Annotated in this window: 18 protein-coding genes; 14 read left to right on the plus strand and 4 right to left on the minus strand. The window is 43.8% G+C overall.

Annotated elements, in window-relative coordinates:
* Nucleotides 1-12: 12 nt before the first annotated feature.
* On the minus strand, nucleotides 13-414 hold the full coding sequence (locus tag CLV31_RS15480; RefSeq protein ID WP_111393821.1) for a hypothetical protein: 402 nt from the start codon (nucleotides 412-414) through the stop codon (nucleotides 13-15).
* A gap of 413 nt (nucleotides 415-827) precedes the next feature.
* Between CLV31_RS15480 and CLV31_RS15490 the strand changes: the two genes are divergently transcribed.
* From CLV31_RS15490 to CLV31_RS15515, 6 genes are all read left to right on the plus strand, one after another.
* The gene (locus tag CLV31_RS15490) at nucleotides 828-1,220 is read left to right on the plus strand and encodes a DoxX family protein (RefSeq protein ID WP_111393924.1); all 393 of its coding nucleotides are present in this window, start codon (nucleotides 828-830) and stop codon (nucleotides 1,218-1,220) included.
* Nucleotides 1,217-1,585 (plus strand): DUF2237 family protein, encoded by a 369-nt coding sequence (locus CLV31_RS15495; RefSeq protein WP_111393823.1) that lies wholly within the window; start codon nucleotides 1,217-1,219, stop codon nucleotides 1,583-1,585. Before CLV31_RS15490 ends, CLV31_RS15495 begins: the two co-directional genes overlap by 4 nt.
* A gap of 96 nt (nucleotides 1,586-1,681) precedes the next feature.
* The gene (locus CLV31_RS15500; protein ID WP_111393824.1) at nucleotides 1,682-2,353 is read left to right on the plus strand and encodes a TetR/AcrR family transcriptional regulator; all 672 of its coding nucleotides are present in this window, start codon (nucleotides 1,682-1,684) and stop codon (nucleotides 2,351-2,353) included.
* Nucleotides 2,353-4,050: a peptidase domain-containing ABC transporter gene (locus tag CLV31_RS15505; RefSeq protein WP_111393825.1), complete on the plus strand. Its 1,698-nt coding sequence runs from the start codon at nucleotides 2,353-2,355 to the stop codon at nucleotides 4,048-4,050. Before CLV31_RS15500 ends, CLV31_RS15505 begins: the two co-directional genes overlap by 1 nt.
* Nucleotides 4,051-4,056: 6 nt before the next feature.
* Entirely contained in the window at nucleotides 4,057-5,412 is a 1,356-nt protein-coding gene (locus tag CLV31_RS15510) for an HlyD family secretion protein (RefSeq protein ID WP_111393826.1), read from the plus strand.
* Complete coding sequence (locus tag CLV31_RS15515) at nucleotides 5,409-6,803, plus strand: TolC family protein (RefSeq protein WP_111393827.1); 1,395 nt, start codon at nucleotides 5,409-5,411, stop codon at nucleotides 6,801-6,803. Before CLV31_RS15510 ends, CLV31_RS15515 begins: the two co-directional genes overlap by 4 nt.
* A gap of 6 nt (nucleotides 6,804-6,809) precedes the next feature.
* On the opposite strand, the gene CLV31_RS15520 is transcribed toward CLV31_RS15515, so the two are convergent.
* Nucleotides 6,810-8,120 (minus strand): tagaturonate reductase, encoded by a 1,311-nt coding sequence (locus CLV31_RS15520; protein WP_146250907.1) that lies wholly within the window; start codon nucleotides 8,118-8,120, stop codon nucleotides 6,810-6,812.
* A 44-nt stretch (nucleotides 8,121-8,164) separates the two neighbouring features.
* Here CLV31_RS15520 and CLV31_RS15525 point away from each other — a divergent pair, with 44 nt between their 5' ends.
* Together CLV31_RS15525 and CLV31_RS15530 are read left to right on the plus strand one after the other, a co-directional pair.
* Nucleotides 8,165-8,446 (plus strand): DUF1330 domain-containing protein, encoded by a 282-nt coding sequence (locus tag CLV31_RS15525; RefSeq protein ID WP_111393829.1) that lies wholly within the window; start codon nucleotides 8,165-8,167, stop codon nucleotides 8,444-8,446.
* Between the two features lie 140 nt (nucleotides 8,447-8,586).
* Nucleotides 8,587-9,240 carry a hypothetical protein gene (locus tag CLV31_RS15530; protein ID WP_146250908.1) on the plus strand — a complete coding sequence of 218 codons (654 nt, stop codon included), beginning with the start codon at nucleotides 8,587-8,589 and terminating at the stop codon, nucleotides 9,238-9,240.
* Nucleotides 9,241-9,296: 56 nt separating this feature from the next.
* On the opposite strand, the gene CLV31_RS15535 is transcribed toward CLV31_RS15530, so the two are convergent.
* Entirely contained in the window at nucleotides 9,297-10,925 is a 1,629-nt protein-coding gene (locus CLV31_RS15535) for a UxaA family hydrolase (protein ID WP_111393831.1), read from the minus strand.
* A gap of 48 nt (nucleotides 10,926-10,973) precedes the next feature.
* On the opposite strand from CLV31_RS15535, the gene CLV31_RS15540 reads away from it, so the two are divergent.
* The 5 genes from CLV31_RS15540 to CLV31_RS15560 are packed head-to-tail and all read left to right on the plus strand — an operon-like array spanning nucleotide 10,974 to nucleotide 15,391.
* The gene (locus CLV31_RS15540; protein WP_111393832.1) at nucleotides 10,974-11,966 is read left to right on the plus strand and encodes a sugar kinase; all 993 of its coding nucleotides are present in this window, start codon (nucleotides 10,974-10,976) and stop codon (nucleotides 11,964-11,966) included.
* Nucleotides 11,966-12,634, plus strand: coding sequence for a beta/alpha barrel domain-containing protein (locus CLV31_RS15545; protein ID WP_181452648.1), 669 nt, complete (start codon nucleotides 11,966-11,968; stop codon nucleotides 12,632-12,634). The genes CLV31_RS15540 and CLV31_RS15545 overlap by 1 nt, the downstream gene beginning before the upstream one ends.
* 2 nt (nucleotides 12,635-12,636) lie before the next feature.
* Nucleotides 12,637-13,617 (plus strand): TRAP transporter substrate-binding protein, encoded by a 981-nt coding sequence (locus CLV31_RS15550; protein WP_111393833.1) that lies wholly within the window; start codon nucleotides 12,637-12,639, stop codon nucleotides 13,615-13,617.
* Complete coding sequence (locus CLV31_RS15555; protein WP_111393834.1) at nucleotides 13,617-14,090, plus strand: TRAP transporter small permease; 474 nt, start codon at nucleotides 13,617-13,619, stop codon at nucleotides 14,088-14,090. The genes CLV31_RS15550 and CLV31_RS15555 overlap by 1 nt, the downstream gene beginning before the upstream one ends.
* A gap of 2 nt (nucleotides 14,091-14,092) precedes the next feature.
* On the plus strand, nucleotides 14,093-15,391 hold the full coding sequence (locus CLV31_RS15560) for a TRAP transporter large permease (RefSeq protein WP_111393835.1): 1,299 nt from the start codon (nucleotides 14,093-14,095) through the stop codon (nucleotides 15,389-15,391).
* A 32-nt stretch (nucleotides 15,392-15,423) separates the two neighbouring features.
* Here the strand turns inward: CLV31_RS15560 and CLV31_RS15565 are convergent, their stop codons facing one another.
* The gene (locus CLV31_RS15565; protein ID WP_111393836.1) at nucleotides 15,424-16,059 is read right to left on the minus strand and encodes a peroxiredoxin; all 636 of its coding nucleotides are present in this window, start codon (nucleotides 16,057-16,059) and stop codon (nucleotides 15,424-15,426) included.
* Nucleotides 16,060-16,326: 267 nt separating this feature from the next.
* Between CLV31_RS15565 and CLV31_RS15570 the strand changes: the two genes are divergently transcribed.
* On the plus strand, nucleotides 16,327-16,959 hold the full coding sequence (locus CLV31_RS15570) for a TIGR04282 family arsenosugar biosynthesis glycosyltransferase (RefSeq protein ID WP_111393837.1): 633 nt from the start codon (nucleotides 16,327-16,329) through the stop codon (nucleotides 16,957-16,959).
* The last annotated feature ends 32 nt before the right edge of the window (nucleotides 16,960-16,991 follow it).

Raw genomic sequence — 16,991 nt, forward strand, 5'->3', positions numbered from 1 at the left:
AAACCGGAAAAATCAACTTAGATCAGGAGGAGGGCTATCTTTAAAGAAGGTTCGGGAAGGTAAAATAAATGGAGCTGAAAAAGCCATTTCCCTTTTTAGCTGGTTATAAAATACGGGAGCAAGGATATCAAAGGCAATTCCCCAAACCTTTCCTTTTTTTAAGGATTTATCCTCTTGCTCGGTTCCGTTGTCGGGAATTACATCACAATCCCCATCCAATGCCCATTCGTAGACCAATTCGCCCAAAGTATCTATCGGATCATCCATGTCCACTACTTGGTGTAAGTTTATATTGGACTCTTGGAAGTTGACAGAAAGATTGATGAAATTGAACACGATCAGCCAAAGTAATCCCTTAGTCAGGTACTGATGCCTGACCCATCGAAGGATAGGATATGGACGAGATTGGTTCACCGTTCAAAACTATCAATTGAAAATCGAATCGCGAAGGGTCTTAAGAAATCTTTACAAATAGGTAATCGTGATTCCCATAGAGTTAGTCTATAGTTAACCCCAAACGTTTCATTTTTTTCTGGCTATTTCATCCCTTTTTGGACCAATGATCAAGAGAAATAAATTCCGGAAACAGACCAGCTGTCAGGATTTCAAAACAATAGTCGGTTTTTTGGGATCTATATGGTACGCAAGGTATTTCAAGTCATTACCTGAGACGCTGCCAGGATTTGCCAAGATCAAAAACCGGACCTGGCCTTCTCAGGAAGAAACAACCAAAAGTAAAGGGGGCATTGGGCGCCAATTTCTTTTCTTGAAAGAATGAGAACAGAATAGATGTGGAAGAATAGATGGCTTTAGGCAAGAGGGAAAAAATGAAAACATGGCAAAAAAAGGCGGTCATTCTAGGCTTAGGTGTATTTTACACTTTGGCCGGAATCAATCATTTTATTTCACCTTCATTTTATATTCCTTTGATACCCCCTGTTTTTCCCAATCCGGATTTTATCAATGTGACTGCGGGAATTTTTGAAATACTACTTGGACTTGGGGTTTTCTTTTTCCCTACTCGAAAATTTGCCGCCTGGGGCATAGTACTCATGTTGCTGGCATTTATCCCCTCGCATTGGTATTTTTTGCAGATAGGCTCCTGTATTCAGGACGGATTATGTGTTCCTGCGTTCATTGGATGGATCCGCTTGCTGGTCATTCATCCCATGTTGATTTACTGGGCTTTTTGGGTTTCAAGACAAACAGGCCTCTCATGAATAAAAATGTCTTTGGCGAGGAATTGATACCATGCAGTGTAGAACCCATAACGGGATTTTTCCGGACCGGATGCTGTGAAACCGGACCCGAGGATCAGGGAACTCACACAGTTTGTGCTATTATGACCGAAGAGTTTTTGAATTTTTCTTTTTCCCGAGGAAATGATTTGATGACACCTGTAGCACATTATGGATTCCCGGGATTGAAGCCTGGAGACCGTTGGTGTCTCTGCGTGCTGCGCTGGATGGAAGCTTGTGAGGCAGGATGCGCACCTCCGGTAGTTCTTGAGGCCACTCATGAAGCTACACTTGCTTATGTTTCCATTTATGATCTGATCGGCTATGCGTGGAAGAGCAGAGATTAAAATTAACTTATTGTTATTATTACTAACAAAAATGAAAGATTAGCAAACTTTTTGAAAGTTCAGGCCGTTAATGGGTTGTTTTGTAGATCCTGGTCCATGGAATCCATACTTAAGAAAATTAGGGTAGAGGTAAGTTCCAACCTCTACATTAAGGAGCCCTTCAGTTCAGAATTGGGGGTTTCGATAGTCCGCGAAGGTTTGAAAATGATACAGGAGCTCGGAATGGAGCACTTTACATTTAAAAAACTCGCCAACCAAATCGGGAGCACAGAGGCGGCAATTTATCGTTATTTTGAAAACAAGCACAAACTTTTACTATATCTAAACGCTTGGTATTGGGCATGGATGGAACATAATCTGGTATTTGCGACGGCCAACCTTAACAATCCGGAAGAGCGCTTGTCAGTGGCCCTGCGACTGATGGTGGATGGACCGATCTATAGGCAGAATGATTTTCTGGATCCCGTGTCGCTCCGAAATATCGTCGTCAATGAATCTTTGAAAGGCTATCTGACCAAAGAGGTCGATGATGAGCATGAATCTGGCATTTTTACCCAGGTTTACAAATTCAGCGAACGGATTGCGTTCATCATTAAAGAAATCAATCCCAATTATCTTTTTCCAAAAACATTGGTTTCTACGATAATGGAATCTAGTTTACTTCAATCATTCAATTCCCAGCATCTTCCAGGCATGACGGAAGCCAAGCCTACCGGAGGAGATCGATATACCTTCTTTCATCAACTTGTGACAAAAGCCATAACATAATGCAAAGCACATCAGGGTTAACTCCGGCCAAAAGGTTTTTCGGACTTCTGAAGGAAGAGAAAAATCAGGTGTATGCCATTTACTTTTATGCCATTTTGAATGGGTTGATTACCCTTTCGCTACCATTGGGAATTCAAGCCATTTTGAATTTTATTTTGGGGGGAAGGATTACGACTTCTTGGGTAATATTAGTAGTAATCGTGGCTCTTGGAGTCATTTTTGGCGGATTCTTGCAGATTTCACAATTGCAGATAATGGAAAAGTTGCAACAGCGGATTTTTTCAAAGTCCGGACTTTCCATAGCCTATCGCTTGCCCAAGGTAAAAACTGAAATCCTTCATGGAGAGTACGGGCCTGAAATCGTCAATCGATTCTTTGACACAGTCAATCTTCAAAAGGGATTGGCTAAGATTCTGATTGATTTTTCTGCGGCCTTGCTTCAGGTGATTTTCGGCCTTTTGCTCCTTTCAGTGTACCATCCTAGTTTTATCCTTTTTGGATTGGTTTTGATCGGTATACTGACGCTGATTTTTTACTTCACTGCCCCTCGTGGAATGGAGACTGCGCTTAAAGAGTCTTCGTATAAGTACCAAACTGCCTATTGGCTGGAAGAGGTTGGAAGGACACTTAACTCGTTCAAGTTGGTGGGAAACACGAGGCTGCCAATCCTTCGGGCGGATAAGTTGATTCAGAAATATGTTGAATTTCGGGCAAAGCACTTCAATGTCTTGATTTTTCAATATAAGGTCATGATCGTGTTTAAGGTATTGATTGTGACTAGTTTGCTGCTTGCGGGTAGTTTGCTGTTGATCAATGATCAGATCTCAATTGGACAGTTTGTGGCAGCTGAAGTGATCATCGTGTTGGTTGTCAATTCCGTAGAAAAGTTGATTCTTTCGTTGGAAACGGTTTATGATACCTTAGTGGCTGTAGAAAAATTAGGCCATGTGATGGATCTGGAACTCGAACATCACGGTCCTAACGAGAAAATCATTCAATCTAAGCCGGAAGGCTTGAAGTTTGGACTTGAGAATGTGGTTTTTCAACCTTTGGACTCTCCTGAGCCGTTGTTGAAGGGGGTTACCTTGTCTATCCATCCCGGGAAAAAAGTGGTGGTGACTGGGAAAAGCGGAAGCGGAAAAAGTGCCATGATGGCTTTGTTTTCGGGGCTTTATGAGGAATATGAAGGAAAAGTATTGGTGAATGATTTGTCTTTGGAATACATCAATCTGGAAAAATTCAGGGCCATGGTCGGTGATTTCCATGAATTGCAGCAAATATTCCATGGTACCATCAAAGAGAATATCCTGATGGGCAGAGATTATGACCAAAGCCAAGTAGAATATATTCTCAATTTGGTAGGGCTCAATGATTATGTGTATCAGCAGCCTGCTGGATTGGACACCATGCTGCAACCCGAAGGGAAGGGATTGTCCAAGACCTTGGCCCATCAGATTATTTTGGCAAGAGGGTTTGTGGGTCAACCGAAGGCCTTGATCATGGAAAATGTATTTCAATACGTAGACCCACAGATCAAGGAGAAGGTGATCGATTACATCATGAAAGGACAATGGACCCTGGTGATGGTATCAGATGAAGAGGAGGTCCAGCAATTGGCAGACGAGGTGATTCTTTTGGATAAAGGTAGGTTGCTCTTCCAGGGTAGTTTTGAAGAATATAAAAGATTTAAAAATTAAAAGGCGATGTTGAATATATCTTCTAATTCGATCAAGGACACCATTCCGTTCAGCGGTGCCAAAAGCCTGGTGATGACGCTCCCGAGAAAGGAGAGTCAGAAGAGACTTAGAATTCTGACAGGAGTATTGATCACCCTTTTTATTATGCTCTTTTTACCCTGGACTCAAAATATCAGGTCCAAGGGGTATGTAACTGCTTTACGGCCTGACCAAAGGCCTCAAACTGTTCATTCGATCATTGCGGGTAGAATCGAGAAGTGGTATGTGGCCGAGGGAGATTACGTTGCGGCAGGGGATACGATTTTAAGGATTTCGGAAGTCAAAGATGAATATTTTGATTCCCTACTCTTGCCCAGAACTCAGCAACAGGTAGACGCAAAGTCTCAATCCGCGAGGTCCTATGGGGACAAGGTGTTGGCTCTTCAAGATCAGATAGCTGCTTTGAGGAGAAATAATATCCTGAAACTTCAACAAGCAGATAATAAACTCAGAATTGCCCAGCTGAAAGTTCAATCTGACAGTATTGAGTTTGAGCAAGCGAAAGTCAATTACGATATCGGCAAATACCAGCTGGATCGTGGAGAGCAGCTATTCAAAGAAGGGCTCAACTCGCTGACAGTTTTGGAAGGAAGAAGACTGAAATTTCAGGAGGTCCAAGCCAAATTGATTTCCTCAGAAAATAAACTCTTAAGCAGTAAAAATGAGCTCATCACTGCTCGAATCGACTTGGATGCTATTGACAATGAGTTTAAGGATAAGCTAGCCAAAGCACAGTCTGACATGTTTACTGCAATGTCTTCCCAGTTTGATGCAGAGGCGACTGTGACCAAATTGGAAAACCAATATTCCAATTATGAGCAGCGCACCCGCTATCGATACGTTTTGGCTCCACAAAACGGCTATATCGCCAAAGCCATCCAGGTGGGTATTGGCGAGACAATCAAGGAGGGAGCAGAAATTGTCAATATTGTCCCTGCTGAAGCCGAGTTGGCCGTGGAGATGTATGTACAGCCAGTGGATTTGCCTTTGATCAAGGTTGGCAATAAGGTTCGCTTTATTTTCGACGGTTGGCCGGCAATTGTTTTCTCCGGATGGCCTCAGATTTCCAATGGGACCTTTGGAGGAGTAGTGGTGGCGATGGATCAGTTTGCCGGTCCCAATAATCAGTACCGGGTATTGGTGACCGCGGATCCCGAAGAAGAACCTTGGCCAGAATTGCTTCGAATCGGATCCGGAGCTGATGGGATTGCCTTGCTCAACGATGTACCCGTATGGTATGAAATCTGGCGACAGCTCAATGGATTCCCGGCCGATTATTATTCTCAAGAGGAAAAAGACAAAGGAGCTTCCACGAAAAAATGAAAAAAGGCATTTTAATCATTTGGCTTGGGCTGATTTCCTTGTCTCTTCGAGCCCAAGAAAACCTGAAGTTGGACTTTGAGCAGTATATGGAGTGGGTTAGGTTGTACCATCCCATCTCCATACAGGCAGAAATCAACTTGAGGATGGGACAAATGGAGGTGAGGCAGGCGAGGGGTGGCTTTGACCCCTTGGTATATGGCAATCTGGATAAGAAGGAATACAAGGAATCCCTCTATTATGATAAGCGAGAGGCTGGAATTGTGGTTCCGACTTGGATGGGTGTAGAATTGAATGGGACCTTCGAACAGAATTCGGGCAGGTATCTCAATGCCGAAAGTACGGTGCCTAATGCAGGATTGCTTTCAGCAGGTGCTTCTGTCAATGTAGGGCAAGGACTGATCTTGGATGACCGCAGGGCCGCTTTAAGACAGGCTCAGATTTACCAAGAGGCGACGGAGGTAGAGCGTATCAATTTGTTGAACTCTCTGAATCTCCAAGCGGCAGACATGTATTGGAGGTGGTCATTGGCGTATGAAAATAGGGAAGTGCTCAAGGAAGGAGTGGAACTTGCCAAATTCCGCTTTGCTGCTGTGAAAAGATTTTTTGAACAAGGAGATCAGGCAGCAATTGATACCGTCGAGGCATTTACTCAGCTGCTCAATAGACAATACCGGCTCCAGATCGCTGAAAATTCATTCTTTGAAGCTACTCAGGAGCTTAACACGTTTCTTTGGGATGAAAATGGAGAGCCGATGGTACTTACCCAGGGTGTCATTCCCCAAGGTCTCTTTGAGGATTTTAATTGGGCGCCAGATTTTGAAGAGTTTCGAATGGTGGTCTTAAGGCATCCCGAACTCCGACTGACAGATTATGAATTGGCCAGTTTGGATGTGGAAAGAAGACTGAAAACCCAGCAGCTTTTGCCGGTGGTTAAATTGAAATATAATTTTCTTTCCGAAAGTGTTTCAGGAATGAGCCCATCTCCATTTTTTGAGAATAATTACAAATGGGGGGTGACATTTTATACGCCCTTATTGCTGAGGAAAACCAGAGGGGCCGTGGGCTTGGCCAATGCTAAAATTGAAATGAAGCAAACATCCCGGGATTTAAAAGAATTGCAGTTGATCAATAAGCTTGAGGCTGAGTTAAATAATTGGACGGTATTAAATCAACAGGTGAGTACAATTTCACAGAATGTAACCAGTCTTCAGGCTCTCTTGACCGGGGAAATGAGAAGGTTTGAAATTGGGGAAAGCAGCTTATTCCTTGTGAATGCGCGGGAGGTTGCGGTGTTTGATTCCAGGTTGACGCTCAATGAACTTGCCTCCAAGCTCCGCACTTCCTATGCGAAAACACGATTTGCTGCCGGCCTTGGGTTTGAAGGTGATTGATGGGGCCTATTTCGAAAGAAGAGTTTCATAGGCTTTTTTGATTCCCTCGTGGTCTTCAAGCCCGAACAAGGATTTTGTAATAAAAATCACCTGTTCGAATTCCGAATAGAGCGGAGGTAGTGTGGAATAAACGTTTTTTACCTCTGAAGTATCCTTTATTTTTTCAGGATTTCGGAGGTTGAATAGGATCTGTGCCACTAAGCCCGTGACAGCGATAGGAGGAACTGAATGGTGATTTTGTTGATGCCATTCAAAAATTGGAAAAAGCCGGCTTTTAAACTTTGCTGTGGCATTGAGCGAAATATCAGCAAGTCTGTGAGCAACAAAGGGATTGCGAAAGCGGTCCATTACCTGCCGGGCATATTTTTCCAATTCTTGGGATGGGATGTCAAGGGTTGGGAAAATCTCCTGCTTCAGAAGCATTTCCAATTCTTCCAAATTTCTTGGGTCGTCTACATATTGGCCCACAGTTTCAAATCCCTGAAGCAACCCCTTTCCAGTCATAAAGGTGTGCAAGCCATTGAGAATCCTGATTTTTCGAAGAGAATAAATTTGAATTGAATTTTGTAGGATCACTTCTGAGAAACTGTTTAAAAAGGGGAGGTAAGCCTCGTCCGAACCCTTGCCTTCTATGGCCCAAAAACAATACGGTTCGGTCTGCACCAAAAATTTGTCCTTCTCTTTTTCAGGTAAACTCAGGTGTGAAGGAAAGCCAGGTACAATTCTGTCTACCAGGGAATTAAAAAATTTACAAGATGAGTCCATCCAGATGAAAAACTCCTCTTGTAATTTCCATCTTTTAGCATGTGTTTCCACAAGATTTTTCAATGTTTTTCCGTTTTCCTGCAGCAGTTCGCAGGGAAGAAGTATTGTTTCGGCTTGAGGCAAGGTTTGAAATCTCCTAAACAACCATTGGGTAATTCTTCCCGCAAAGGATTTCGCAAATTCTTTGAAATCCTCTTCTTCTTTCCAAACCATTCCAGCCTCAGTTACATTGGAGATGATCCATTTTACCTCTGGATCTGAGGCAAACTGTAAGAATCTTTCAGACTCAAGTGGTAGATCCAACCCGTCTTTTATACAGGTGATTTTTCTGAGCTGTTCGACTTTTTTTCCATTTTCCAACCCCGCCACCAGCACGTGATACTCATAATTTTGTTTTTTCAATTGTTCAAGATTTGATCCCCCTGTGCTTTGTATCATGCATACATTCAGGGAGATATCTTGTTGGTTTAAGTCTTGGACCATCGGTTCGATAAATGCCCGCAGGAAGTTTCCTGTACCGAATTGAAGAATTTGAATACCGTTTTTTTTCATTTCAGAATTATTATTCAGATTGGAGAAACTAATCTTTAACAACTATGCCCGCTTATTGCCTGGTGGAAATTGATATCCACAATATGGAAGTTTATGAAGAATACAAAAAATTGACACCTGTCAGCCTTGAACCATTCGGGGGGAAGTTTGTGATTCGTGGTCTGCCTGTTGAGGCATTAGAAGGGAAATGGAACCATGATCGATTGGTCTTATTGGAATTTCCCAATAGAGAAAAAGCCTTGGAATGGTACAATTCTGAGAATTATCAAAAAGCTAAGAAAATTCGAGAAAATGCTTCTTCGGCAAACTTTTTTCTGGTAGGATAGTGTTTTTGGCATTTTTATTGGTATGAAATACAAAAAAATGTAGAGCTGAGCAAAAGTTGCTTATCATCACCCCGGTAAAAGCTTCTTTGTTTTGTGAAATAATTGTCAAAAAAAATCAATCATCCAATCCAAAAAATTCAATGAAAAAGATTTACTCAAAATGGTCAAGCCTAAGTATTCTTGGAGCTTTGTTTCTAGGTTCCTGCATGCAGGAGACAGAAGCACCTGCAATAGCAGAGAATTTGCAACTTAATTCTACTGTTTCTTCAGAAATCAGCATAGAAAATCTGAGAAAGAACCCCAACGGGGTGGCTTATCAGGAGAAGTTTACTAATCAAATCGGTTTTGTCCCTGATTTGGAAGGTGGATTTACACAGGATATTCCTTTTCCTGCCTATTATCCTGGTACTGGGGTAGGAAATGCTACCTACATCGGTAAAGCTTATTCATTTATTAATCAACGTGCATTTATTGGGGAGACCGGTCCAGTGACTGTTGGCGCTCCAGTCTCGATGTTTTTCTCCGAAGAATTGGCTGAGTTGGGAATCACAGACCTTCCGGATGAAGTAAGTTCGCTCACGACAGATGGAAAAGGAAATACGGTTTATTTCAAAAACATTTTGAATGTGACCTCTCCGGTCTCGGATACCCGAATCAATTTCGTGGCGGAAGTGGAAATCATCGGAGGAACAGGAATCTTCGCAACTGCCAAAGGAAAAGGCCAAGTAAATGGATTCTTTAATCCGTTAAATGGAAAAGGAGAAACTACCCTGAGAGCAAACATTGTCTTTTAATCACCCTTAGTTGAAGTAGAAAGAGCGGCACTTGTCACCAAGGCCGCTCTTTTCCTTTATAGGGATACCCCTCTTTTCCAGGGGATAAAATCAAAGTTCCGTTTTTCTTCAGCCTTGGTTTTCACTCGACCACTTGCCACTTCGATGATATAATCGAGAAGTTTATCTCCGGAAGTTTCGATAGTGTCCTCTCCGGTGATTATGGTACCAGTATTGAAATCAATGATATCAGGCATTTTGGTTGCCATTTTGGTATTGGTGGAAACTTTGATCACCGGGCTGATCGGGTTTCCGGTCGGAGTACCCAATCCGGTGGTGAAGAGAATGATATTTGCACCGCTGCCCGCGAGCCCGGTCGTGCTCTCTACGTCATTTCCAGGGGTGCAGAGCAGATTGAGTCCAGGAGTTTTTGCATATTCGGTATAGTCCAATACATCAGAAATCGGCGCAGTTCCTCCTTTTTTTGCAGCCCCACAGGATTTGATGGCATCGGTCAACAGTCCATCTTTGATATTTCCCGGACTGGGATTCATATCAAATCCGCTGCCGACCCGTTTGGCCGCTTCATTGTAGGTTTCCATCAGGTGGACAAATTTATTAGCCAATTCTGCCGTCTCGCATCTGTTGATGAGATTTTGCTCCGCCCCACAGAGTTCGGGAAATTCGGACAGGATGGTAATCCCTCCTAAGGCAACTATCAAATCCGATACTCGTCCAAGCGTAGGGTTGGCAGAAATACCCGAAAAACCATCTGAACCTCCACATTCCAGTCCGATAACCAGCTTGTCGAGCGATACCGGTTCTCGTTGGCTTTGACTTGCCAGGACCAAGCCCTCAAAAGTCTCTTGGATGGCCTTTGTGATCAGTGCATCGGTGGTTCCTTCCTGCTGTTGCTCCACGACCACCAAAGGTTTGGTGCAGTTGAGTTTGGCCAGTTTTTCTTTTAAAATTCTCACCTCTGCATTTTGACAGCCCAGGCTGAGCACTGTGGCACCGGCCACATTGGGATGATGAATGTATCCCGCCAATAATCCGCAAAGCGAATCCGCATCCTGTCGGGTTCCGCCACATCCCAGAGAGTGGGTGAGAAATCGGATGCCATCGAGATTGGGGAAGATTTTAGACCTTCCAGATGCCACTTTTTGCGCAACCGTTTCCGTAAATTTTTCTCCCTGAAGCCCTAAAATCAGGTTTTTGATCTGGACTTCGTAAGGGTTGGGTTGAGAAAATCCCAAAGCATTTTCGAAGGCTTCCTGAAGTAATTTTACATTGGTATTTTCACAAAAAACCATAGGCAAAACCAGCCAATAATTGGCTGTTCCAACCTGATTATCAGCTCTTTTGTAACCCATAAAAGTCCGGCTTTTCCAGGCGGCTATATCAGGTGCTTTCCATACATATTGACCGGATTTCAGCTCGTAGGAACGGGTTTTATGCTTGATATTTTGAAGGGTGATGGCATGTCCTTGGCGGATTGGCCGGGTGGCTTCACCTACTACCGTACCATACATGATGATGTCATCTCCCGGGATGAAATCGCGCAATGCAAACTTATGTTTTGCGGGTACAAATTCTTGAATATCAATATCTACTTGGCTGATTTTGACTTTTTCTCCGGACACAAGGTCAGAAAGGGCTACGCCCACATTGTCCGAAGAATCCAAAAGAAGCGAGGTGTTGTTCATCGTTTTTATTCCTTATTTTGGTCAAATTAGAGAAAAAAATATTCTTCCATGAAGAAAATTGTCACCCTAGGAGAGGTCATGTTGAGACTTTCTCCTCCCGGAAATCAACGTTTTTTCCAGACTCACTCCTTTGATGTAGAATTCGGGGGTTCAGAAGCTAATGTGGGAGCAGCCCTAGCGTATTGGGGAATGGACGTGGCACATATCACGGCTTTCCCGGATCATGAAATAGGCTGGGCTGCCGCAGGACAACTTCGCAAAAACGGAATCGATACTCGCTTTATTCCCCATGTTTCTGGAAGAATGGGCGTGTACTACTTGGAGCAGGGTGCCATGCAGCGGAGTTCTCAGGTGATCTATGATCGGGCAGGCTCTGCGTTTGCCAATTTGGAACCATCCAAATTGGATTGGGATGCTATTTTGGAGGGTGCAGATTGGTTGCATTGGTCAGGAATCACCCCGGCCTTATCTCAGAATTGCGCGGACTTGACTTTGACCGCTTTGCAGAAAGCTAAAGAAAAGGGAGTCAAAGTCAGCGGAGACCTCAATTACCGAAGCAACCTTTGGCAGTTTGGAAAAGCTCCTCACGACATCATGCCAAAGCTTATGGAATTGACCCATGTGATAATTGCAGGCACCCGGGATTTTAAGCAATGTCTAAATGAAGACTACAAGAGTTTTACGGAGGTGAGAAACATGGCCTTTGAGCGATTTCCTCAATTGGACTACATAGTGAAAACGGACAGGATATCACATAGCTCCTCCAACAATACTATTTCAGCGACACTGTTCGGTAAAAAGAAAACCTTTTCATCCCGATCGTACGAGTTGACGCATATAGTGGATCGGGTAGGCACTGGGGATGCATTTGGAGGGGGGCTGATCTACGGTCTCCTGCATATGAAGCCAAAGGATGCCATCGAGTTTGCCATGGCAGCAGGAGCAATCAAACACAGCGTCCCTGGAGATATTTTATTATGCTCCCTTCAAGAAGTGAAAGAACTTGCCGCAGGAGAAGGCGGTGGAAAAATCAAACGATAATGAGAAACCCTAGTCCTTTTATTCAACGGATGCATGCCGGAGGCATGATGCCGATTTTCTTTCACCCGGATGAGCAAGTCTGTCTAGATCTCCTGTTTTCCGCCTATGAGGGCGGGGTTAGGGTGATTGAAATGGTGAATCGGGGAAAAGAAGCAAGATCTATATTTCCAAAAATCAGGGAAGCTGCCGACCGGATGCCGGGTTTGTACCTAGGCGCCGGGACCATCTACCATCCGCATGAAGCGGAGGAGTTTATCGACATGGGAGCAGAGTTTATTGTGGCACCTGTAATGAACCCAAAATTGGGCGAGTATTGCGCTAAAGTAGAGGTGCCCTGGATTCCTGGATGCGGAACCGTTTCCGAAGTTTTTTTTGCCCAGGAACTTGGTTCTGAGCTGGTAAAGATCTATCCTGCCAACATTCTGACACCTGAATTTGTACCAGCTGTCCATGCAGTAATGCCCAAAATAGAAATCATCCCAACCGGCGGAGTCGAACCTACGGAAAATAGCATGAAGGCATGGTTTGATGCCGGAGTACTTTGTGTGGGAATGGGTTCTCAGCTTTTCCGAAAGGATCTGATCGCCAAACGGGCTTTTACGGAAATTCAGGAATCAGTTAAAAATGCCATGCAAATCATCGCCTCCATTCGAGACAATAAACCCTGAAAATGCGTCATTTCAAACTCCTCCTTGGATTGGTTATTGTCCTCCTTTATGGAGGATGCCAATCCGATTCCCGAATCAAAGTCATCAAGATGGGCCATGCTCAAGTCACCGCTCATCCGGTACACAATGCGATGGTATATCTGGCTGAGCGCCTTGAGGAAAAATCTAAAGGCCGGATCAAAGTCAAAGTTTATCCCAATCAGCAACTGGGTACCGAGCGGGAGCTTTTGGAGCTTTTGCAAATCGGAAGTCTGGGGATGACCAAGGTGTCCGCAGCATCTTTGGAAGCTTTTTCTCCTGAAATCAGTGTTCTGGGTTTACCTTTTCTCTTTAGAGATGACCAGCATATTGACCGGGTACTCAATGGGGAAATTGGTACTGAACTTCTGCTGAGCTCTGAAAAGTTTTGGCTAAGAGGCCTTTGTTTTTACGATGCCGGAAAAAGAAGCTTTTACAGCAAAACCAAACCCATAGAAACCCCTGCAGACCTTACTGGATTGAAAATCCGAGTTCAAGAATCCAAAATGGCCATCAACATGATTCGTGGAATGGGAGGGTCGCCCACACCAGTTGCCTATGGAGAACTTTATACTGCTCTTCAACAGGGAATTGTAGATGCAGCAGAAAATAATCCTCCAAGCTTTTATAATTCCCGCCACTATGAAGTATGCAAATTTTATTCAATTGATGAGCATACGGCTATTCCTGACGTAGTTTTGGTCAGTACGGTAGTTTGGGATGATTTGACTGCTGAAGAACAGCAATGGCTACAAGAAGCTGCTGATGAGTCGGCTGTTTACCAAGCCAAACTTTGGAAAGAATCGGTTGAAGAATCGATGAGGGAAGTCGAAAAGGCAGGTGTTCAGATCAGCTATCCCTCCAAGGAACCTTTTTTGAACCAGGTCCAATCTGTCTATGACCAAGTGAAAAAAGAACAGCCCCAACTCGCGGGTTTAATCGAAAGAATCCAAAATACCCGATAATGAAGTTTAAGGAAACACTTGACAAATCCATCAGTCTGCTAATCGCAGTGTTGATGGGGATGATGGTTCTCAATGTGACTTGGCAGGTATTCTCCAGATATGTCATGGGGGATCCAAGTTCCTTTACTGATGAACTTTCCCGGTACAGTATGATTTGGTTGGGCTTGGCAGGGGCAGCCTATGTTTCCGGTAAAAATGGCCACCTGGCAATCGATATTCTTCCGGAAAAACTAAAGGGGAAAAAATTGCTTCTGCTTCAGCTTTTTATCCATTCCATGGTGATCTTTTTCGGCGCGGTCATTATGGTGTGGGGAGGAGGAAATTTGGTTTATATCACCCAAATTCTCCAGCAAAAATCCGCAACACTCCAAATCCCTCTTTCATGGATTTACGGAATAGTTCCTATTTCAGGGATTTTGGTGGTCTATTACCACGTGTTTCATATTGTACAACTCTTTAAAAATCAAGAATAGTCATGGAGTGGATCAGTATATTGATTTTGGTACTCAGCTTTGTGACCCTTTTGGTTTTAGGGGTGCCTGTGGCTTGGAGTTTGGGACTTTCAAGCTTTTTCACCTTGATTATCACTGTGGCTGCTTTGCCATCGGCCACGACGATTGCTCAGCGAATGGCCACTGGTCTGGATAGTTTCGCACTTTTGGCCATACCCTTCTTTGTATTGGCTGGGGAAATCATGAACAAAGGAGGCATTGCCAATCGGCTTATTGATTTCGCAAAGGGATTAACGGGTAGACTTCCCGGAGGCCTTTTGTATGTCAATGTTATAGCCTCGATGTTGTTTGGGGCCATAGCAGGATCGGCTGCTGCGGCGGCATCTGCCTTGGGGAGTATTCTGGGAAAAAGGATGGATGAAGAAGGCTACCCGAAAACCCTCGGTGCGGCTGTCAACATCACTTCTTCCACTACTGGCCTGATCATTCCTCCCTCCAATGTTTTGATCATTTACTCATTGGCAAGTGGGGGAGTTTCCATCGCAGCATTGTTTGTGGCTGGATATCTTCCGGGACTGTTGCTGGGCTTGGTGCTGATGGCCTGTGCGGCAATCTTTATCAAGAAAAACAATCTTCCCGCCGGTGAACGTGTGACCCTTAGTTTTCTGGGTAAATCGTTTTGGAGAGCCATACCCAGTTTGTTTTTGCTTTTCGTGGTGATTGGAGGAATTGTAGCTGGAGTTTTTACTGCGACCGAAGCTTCCGCTATTGCAGTAGTGTACACGTTGGTGCTTTCGTTTGCGTATCGGGAATTGAAGTTGAGTGAATTGCCGGGAATATTGGTCCGAGCCTCCGAAACTACCGCGGTGGTGTTGTTGCTCATTGGTACATCCATGAGTATGTCATGGGTGATGTCAGCAGAGGATATTCCTCAAATGATCAGTGACTTTATGCTCAATGTGAGTGATAACAAGTGGGTGATTTTGATTCTGATCAATCTCATTTTGCTGGGCGTGGGGATATTTATGGACATTACTCCTGCAGTATTGATTTTCACTCCGATTTTCCTTCCTGTGGTGACTCGGGTAGGAGTAGACCCGGTTCATTTTGGGATCATGATGGTGGTCAATCTTTGCATTGGATTGTGTACACCTCCTGTGGGATCACTGCTTTTTGTTGGGGTTTCCATTGCGAAAATCTCCTTGACTCAAGTCATCAAACCGCTTTTGCCATTCTTTATTGCAATGATTATTGCTTTAGCGCTGATTATGATATTCCCTGATATCACCTTGTTTTTACCAAGGCTGTTTGATTTAATGTGAAAATGAAAAAAGCCCCATTTGGGGCTTTTTGCCTATTTATTTGGCTGTGGGGTCATTCGTAGATAGGGTTTGATGACCCGATGACCTTTGGGGAATCGGGCGGGAATATCTTCCGTCTTTATAGCCGGGGCTACCACTACCTCTTCGCCCTCTTTCCAGTTGGCTGGAGTGGCTACAGAGTAGTTGGCTGTCAGCTGGAGTGAATCGATGACCCTCAGCAATTCGTCAAAATTTCTTCCTGTACTCGCCGGATAGGTGATGGTCAATTTGATCTTCTTGTCTGGACCAATCACAAATACTGACCGAACGGTAAAACTCTCATTGGCATTGGGATGAATCATATCATAGAGCGCTGATACTTTTTTGTCTTCATCGGCAATGATCGGAAAGTTGACGGTGGTGTTTTGGGTTTCGTTGATGTCCCCGATCCAGCCTTTGTGGCTTTCGAGCCCGTCTACACTCAGGGCGATGACCTTCACATTTCGCTTGGCAAATTCTTCCCGAAGCTTAGCTACCGCCCCAAGCTCTGTAGTACAAACTGGCGTGTAATCAGCCGGGTGAGAAAAAAGAACTCCCCAGCTGTCGCCGAGAAATTCATGGAAATTAATCGTGCCTTCGGTGCTTTGGGCCGTGAAATCCGGCGCCACATCTCCCAATCGTAGTGACATAGTGTTAAATATTTAAAGTCTATAGAATAAGTAGGTAAATATGAATCCTCAACGATTTGAAGTCAAAAAGAGTTTAGATTATTGAAAAGATCTTCGGTAAATTAGATGAATTTCCTCTTTTCAGCTTAATCCCTTTTTCAATCTTAATTCGTAACTAGGGTTGAAAACTTCCAGGCAAGATATGATTTCTCCTTTTTGCTTTTCGATTGGGTGAAAACTATCCCGGATTCAAAAAAGTTAGTAATTCACCAAGCCGCGATATAATAAATGAATACCAAAGGATTAATCATTTTTCAGAAAAATCCCGTGTTGGGAAAAGTGAAAACCCGACTCGCCAAAACCATCGGTGATGAGGCAGCTCTTTCGGTTTATCAAGCTTTAGTTGATCTGACCAAAGCCAATGCAAAAACCTTTAATGCCCAGATTCTGGTATATTATTCAGATTTTATTCCTGATTTGGAAGCGGAGGATTATTGGGTTCAGCGTATTCAAAAAGGGAAGGATTTGGGAGAACGAATGAGGGGTGCCTTTCAGGATACATTTGGATCAGGTATGGAAAAAGTTCTGATAATTGGAACGGACTGTCCAGAAGTAACTGTTGAGGTATTGGATTTGGCCAGTCGTAAGTTGGATTCTTCGGATGTGGTGATTGGACCGGCTATCGATGGGGGGTATTATTTATTGGGAATGCGAAAATTTTGTCCAGAGCTTTTTGATCAGATAGCTTGGAGCACAGATCAGGTTTTAGCACAAACTATAGAGGTCGCTCAAAAACATCAACTTTCAGTTAGTTTTTTACCAGAATTCTACGACATTGATACCATTGATGAACTTAATAAGTTTGTCTCCCAATATCCAGAATATGCTTATTTATCCGAATCTGAGGTTACAAAGAAGTGAAAATACGCCCAAATTGGTGTGGAGAAACTCCC

Source organism: Algoriphagus aquaeductus (assembly GCF_003253485.1).
Lineage (GTDB): Bacteria > Bacteroidota > Bacteroidia > Cytophagales > Cyclobacteriaceae > Algoriphagus > Algoriphagus aquaeductus.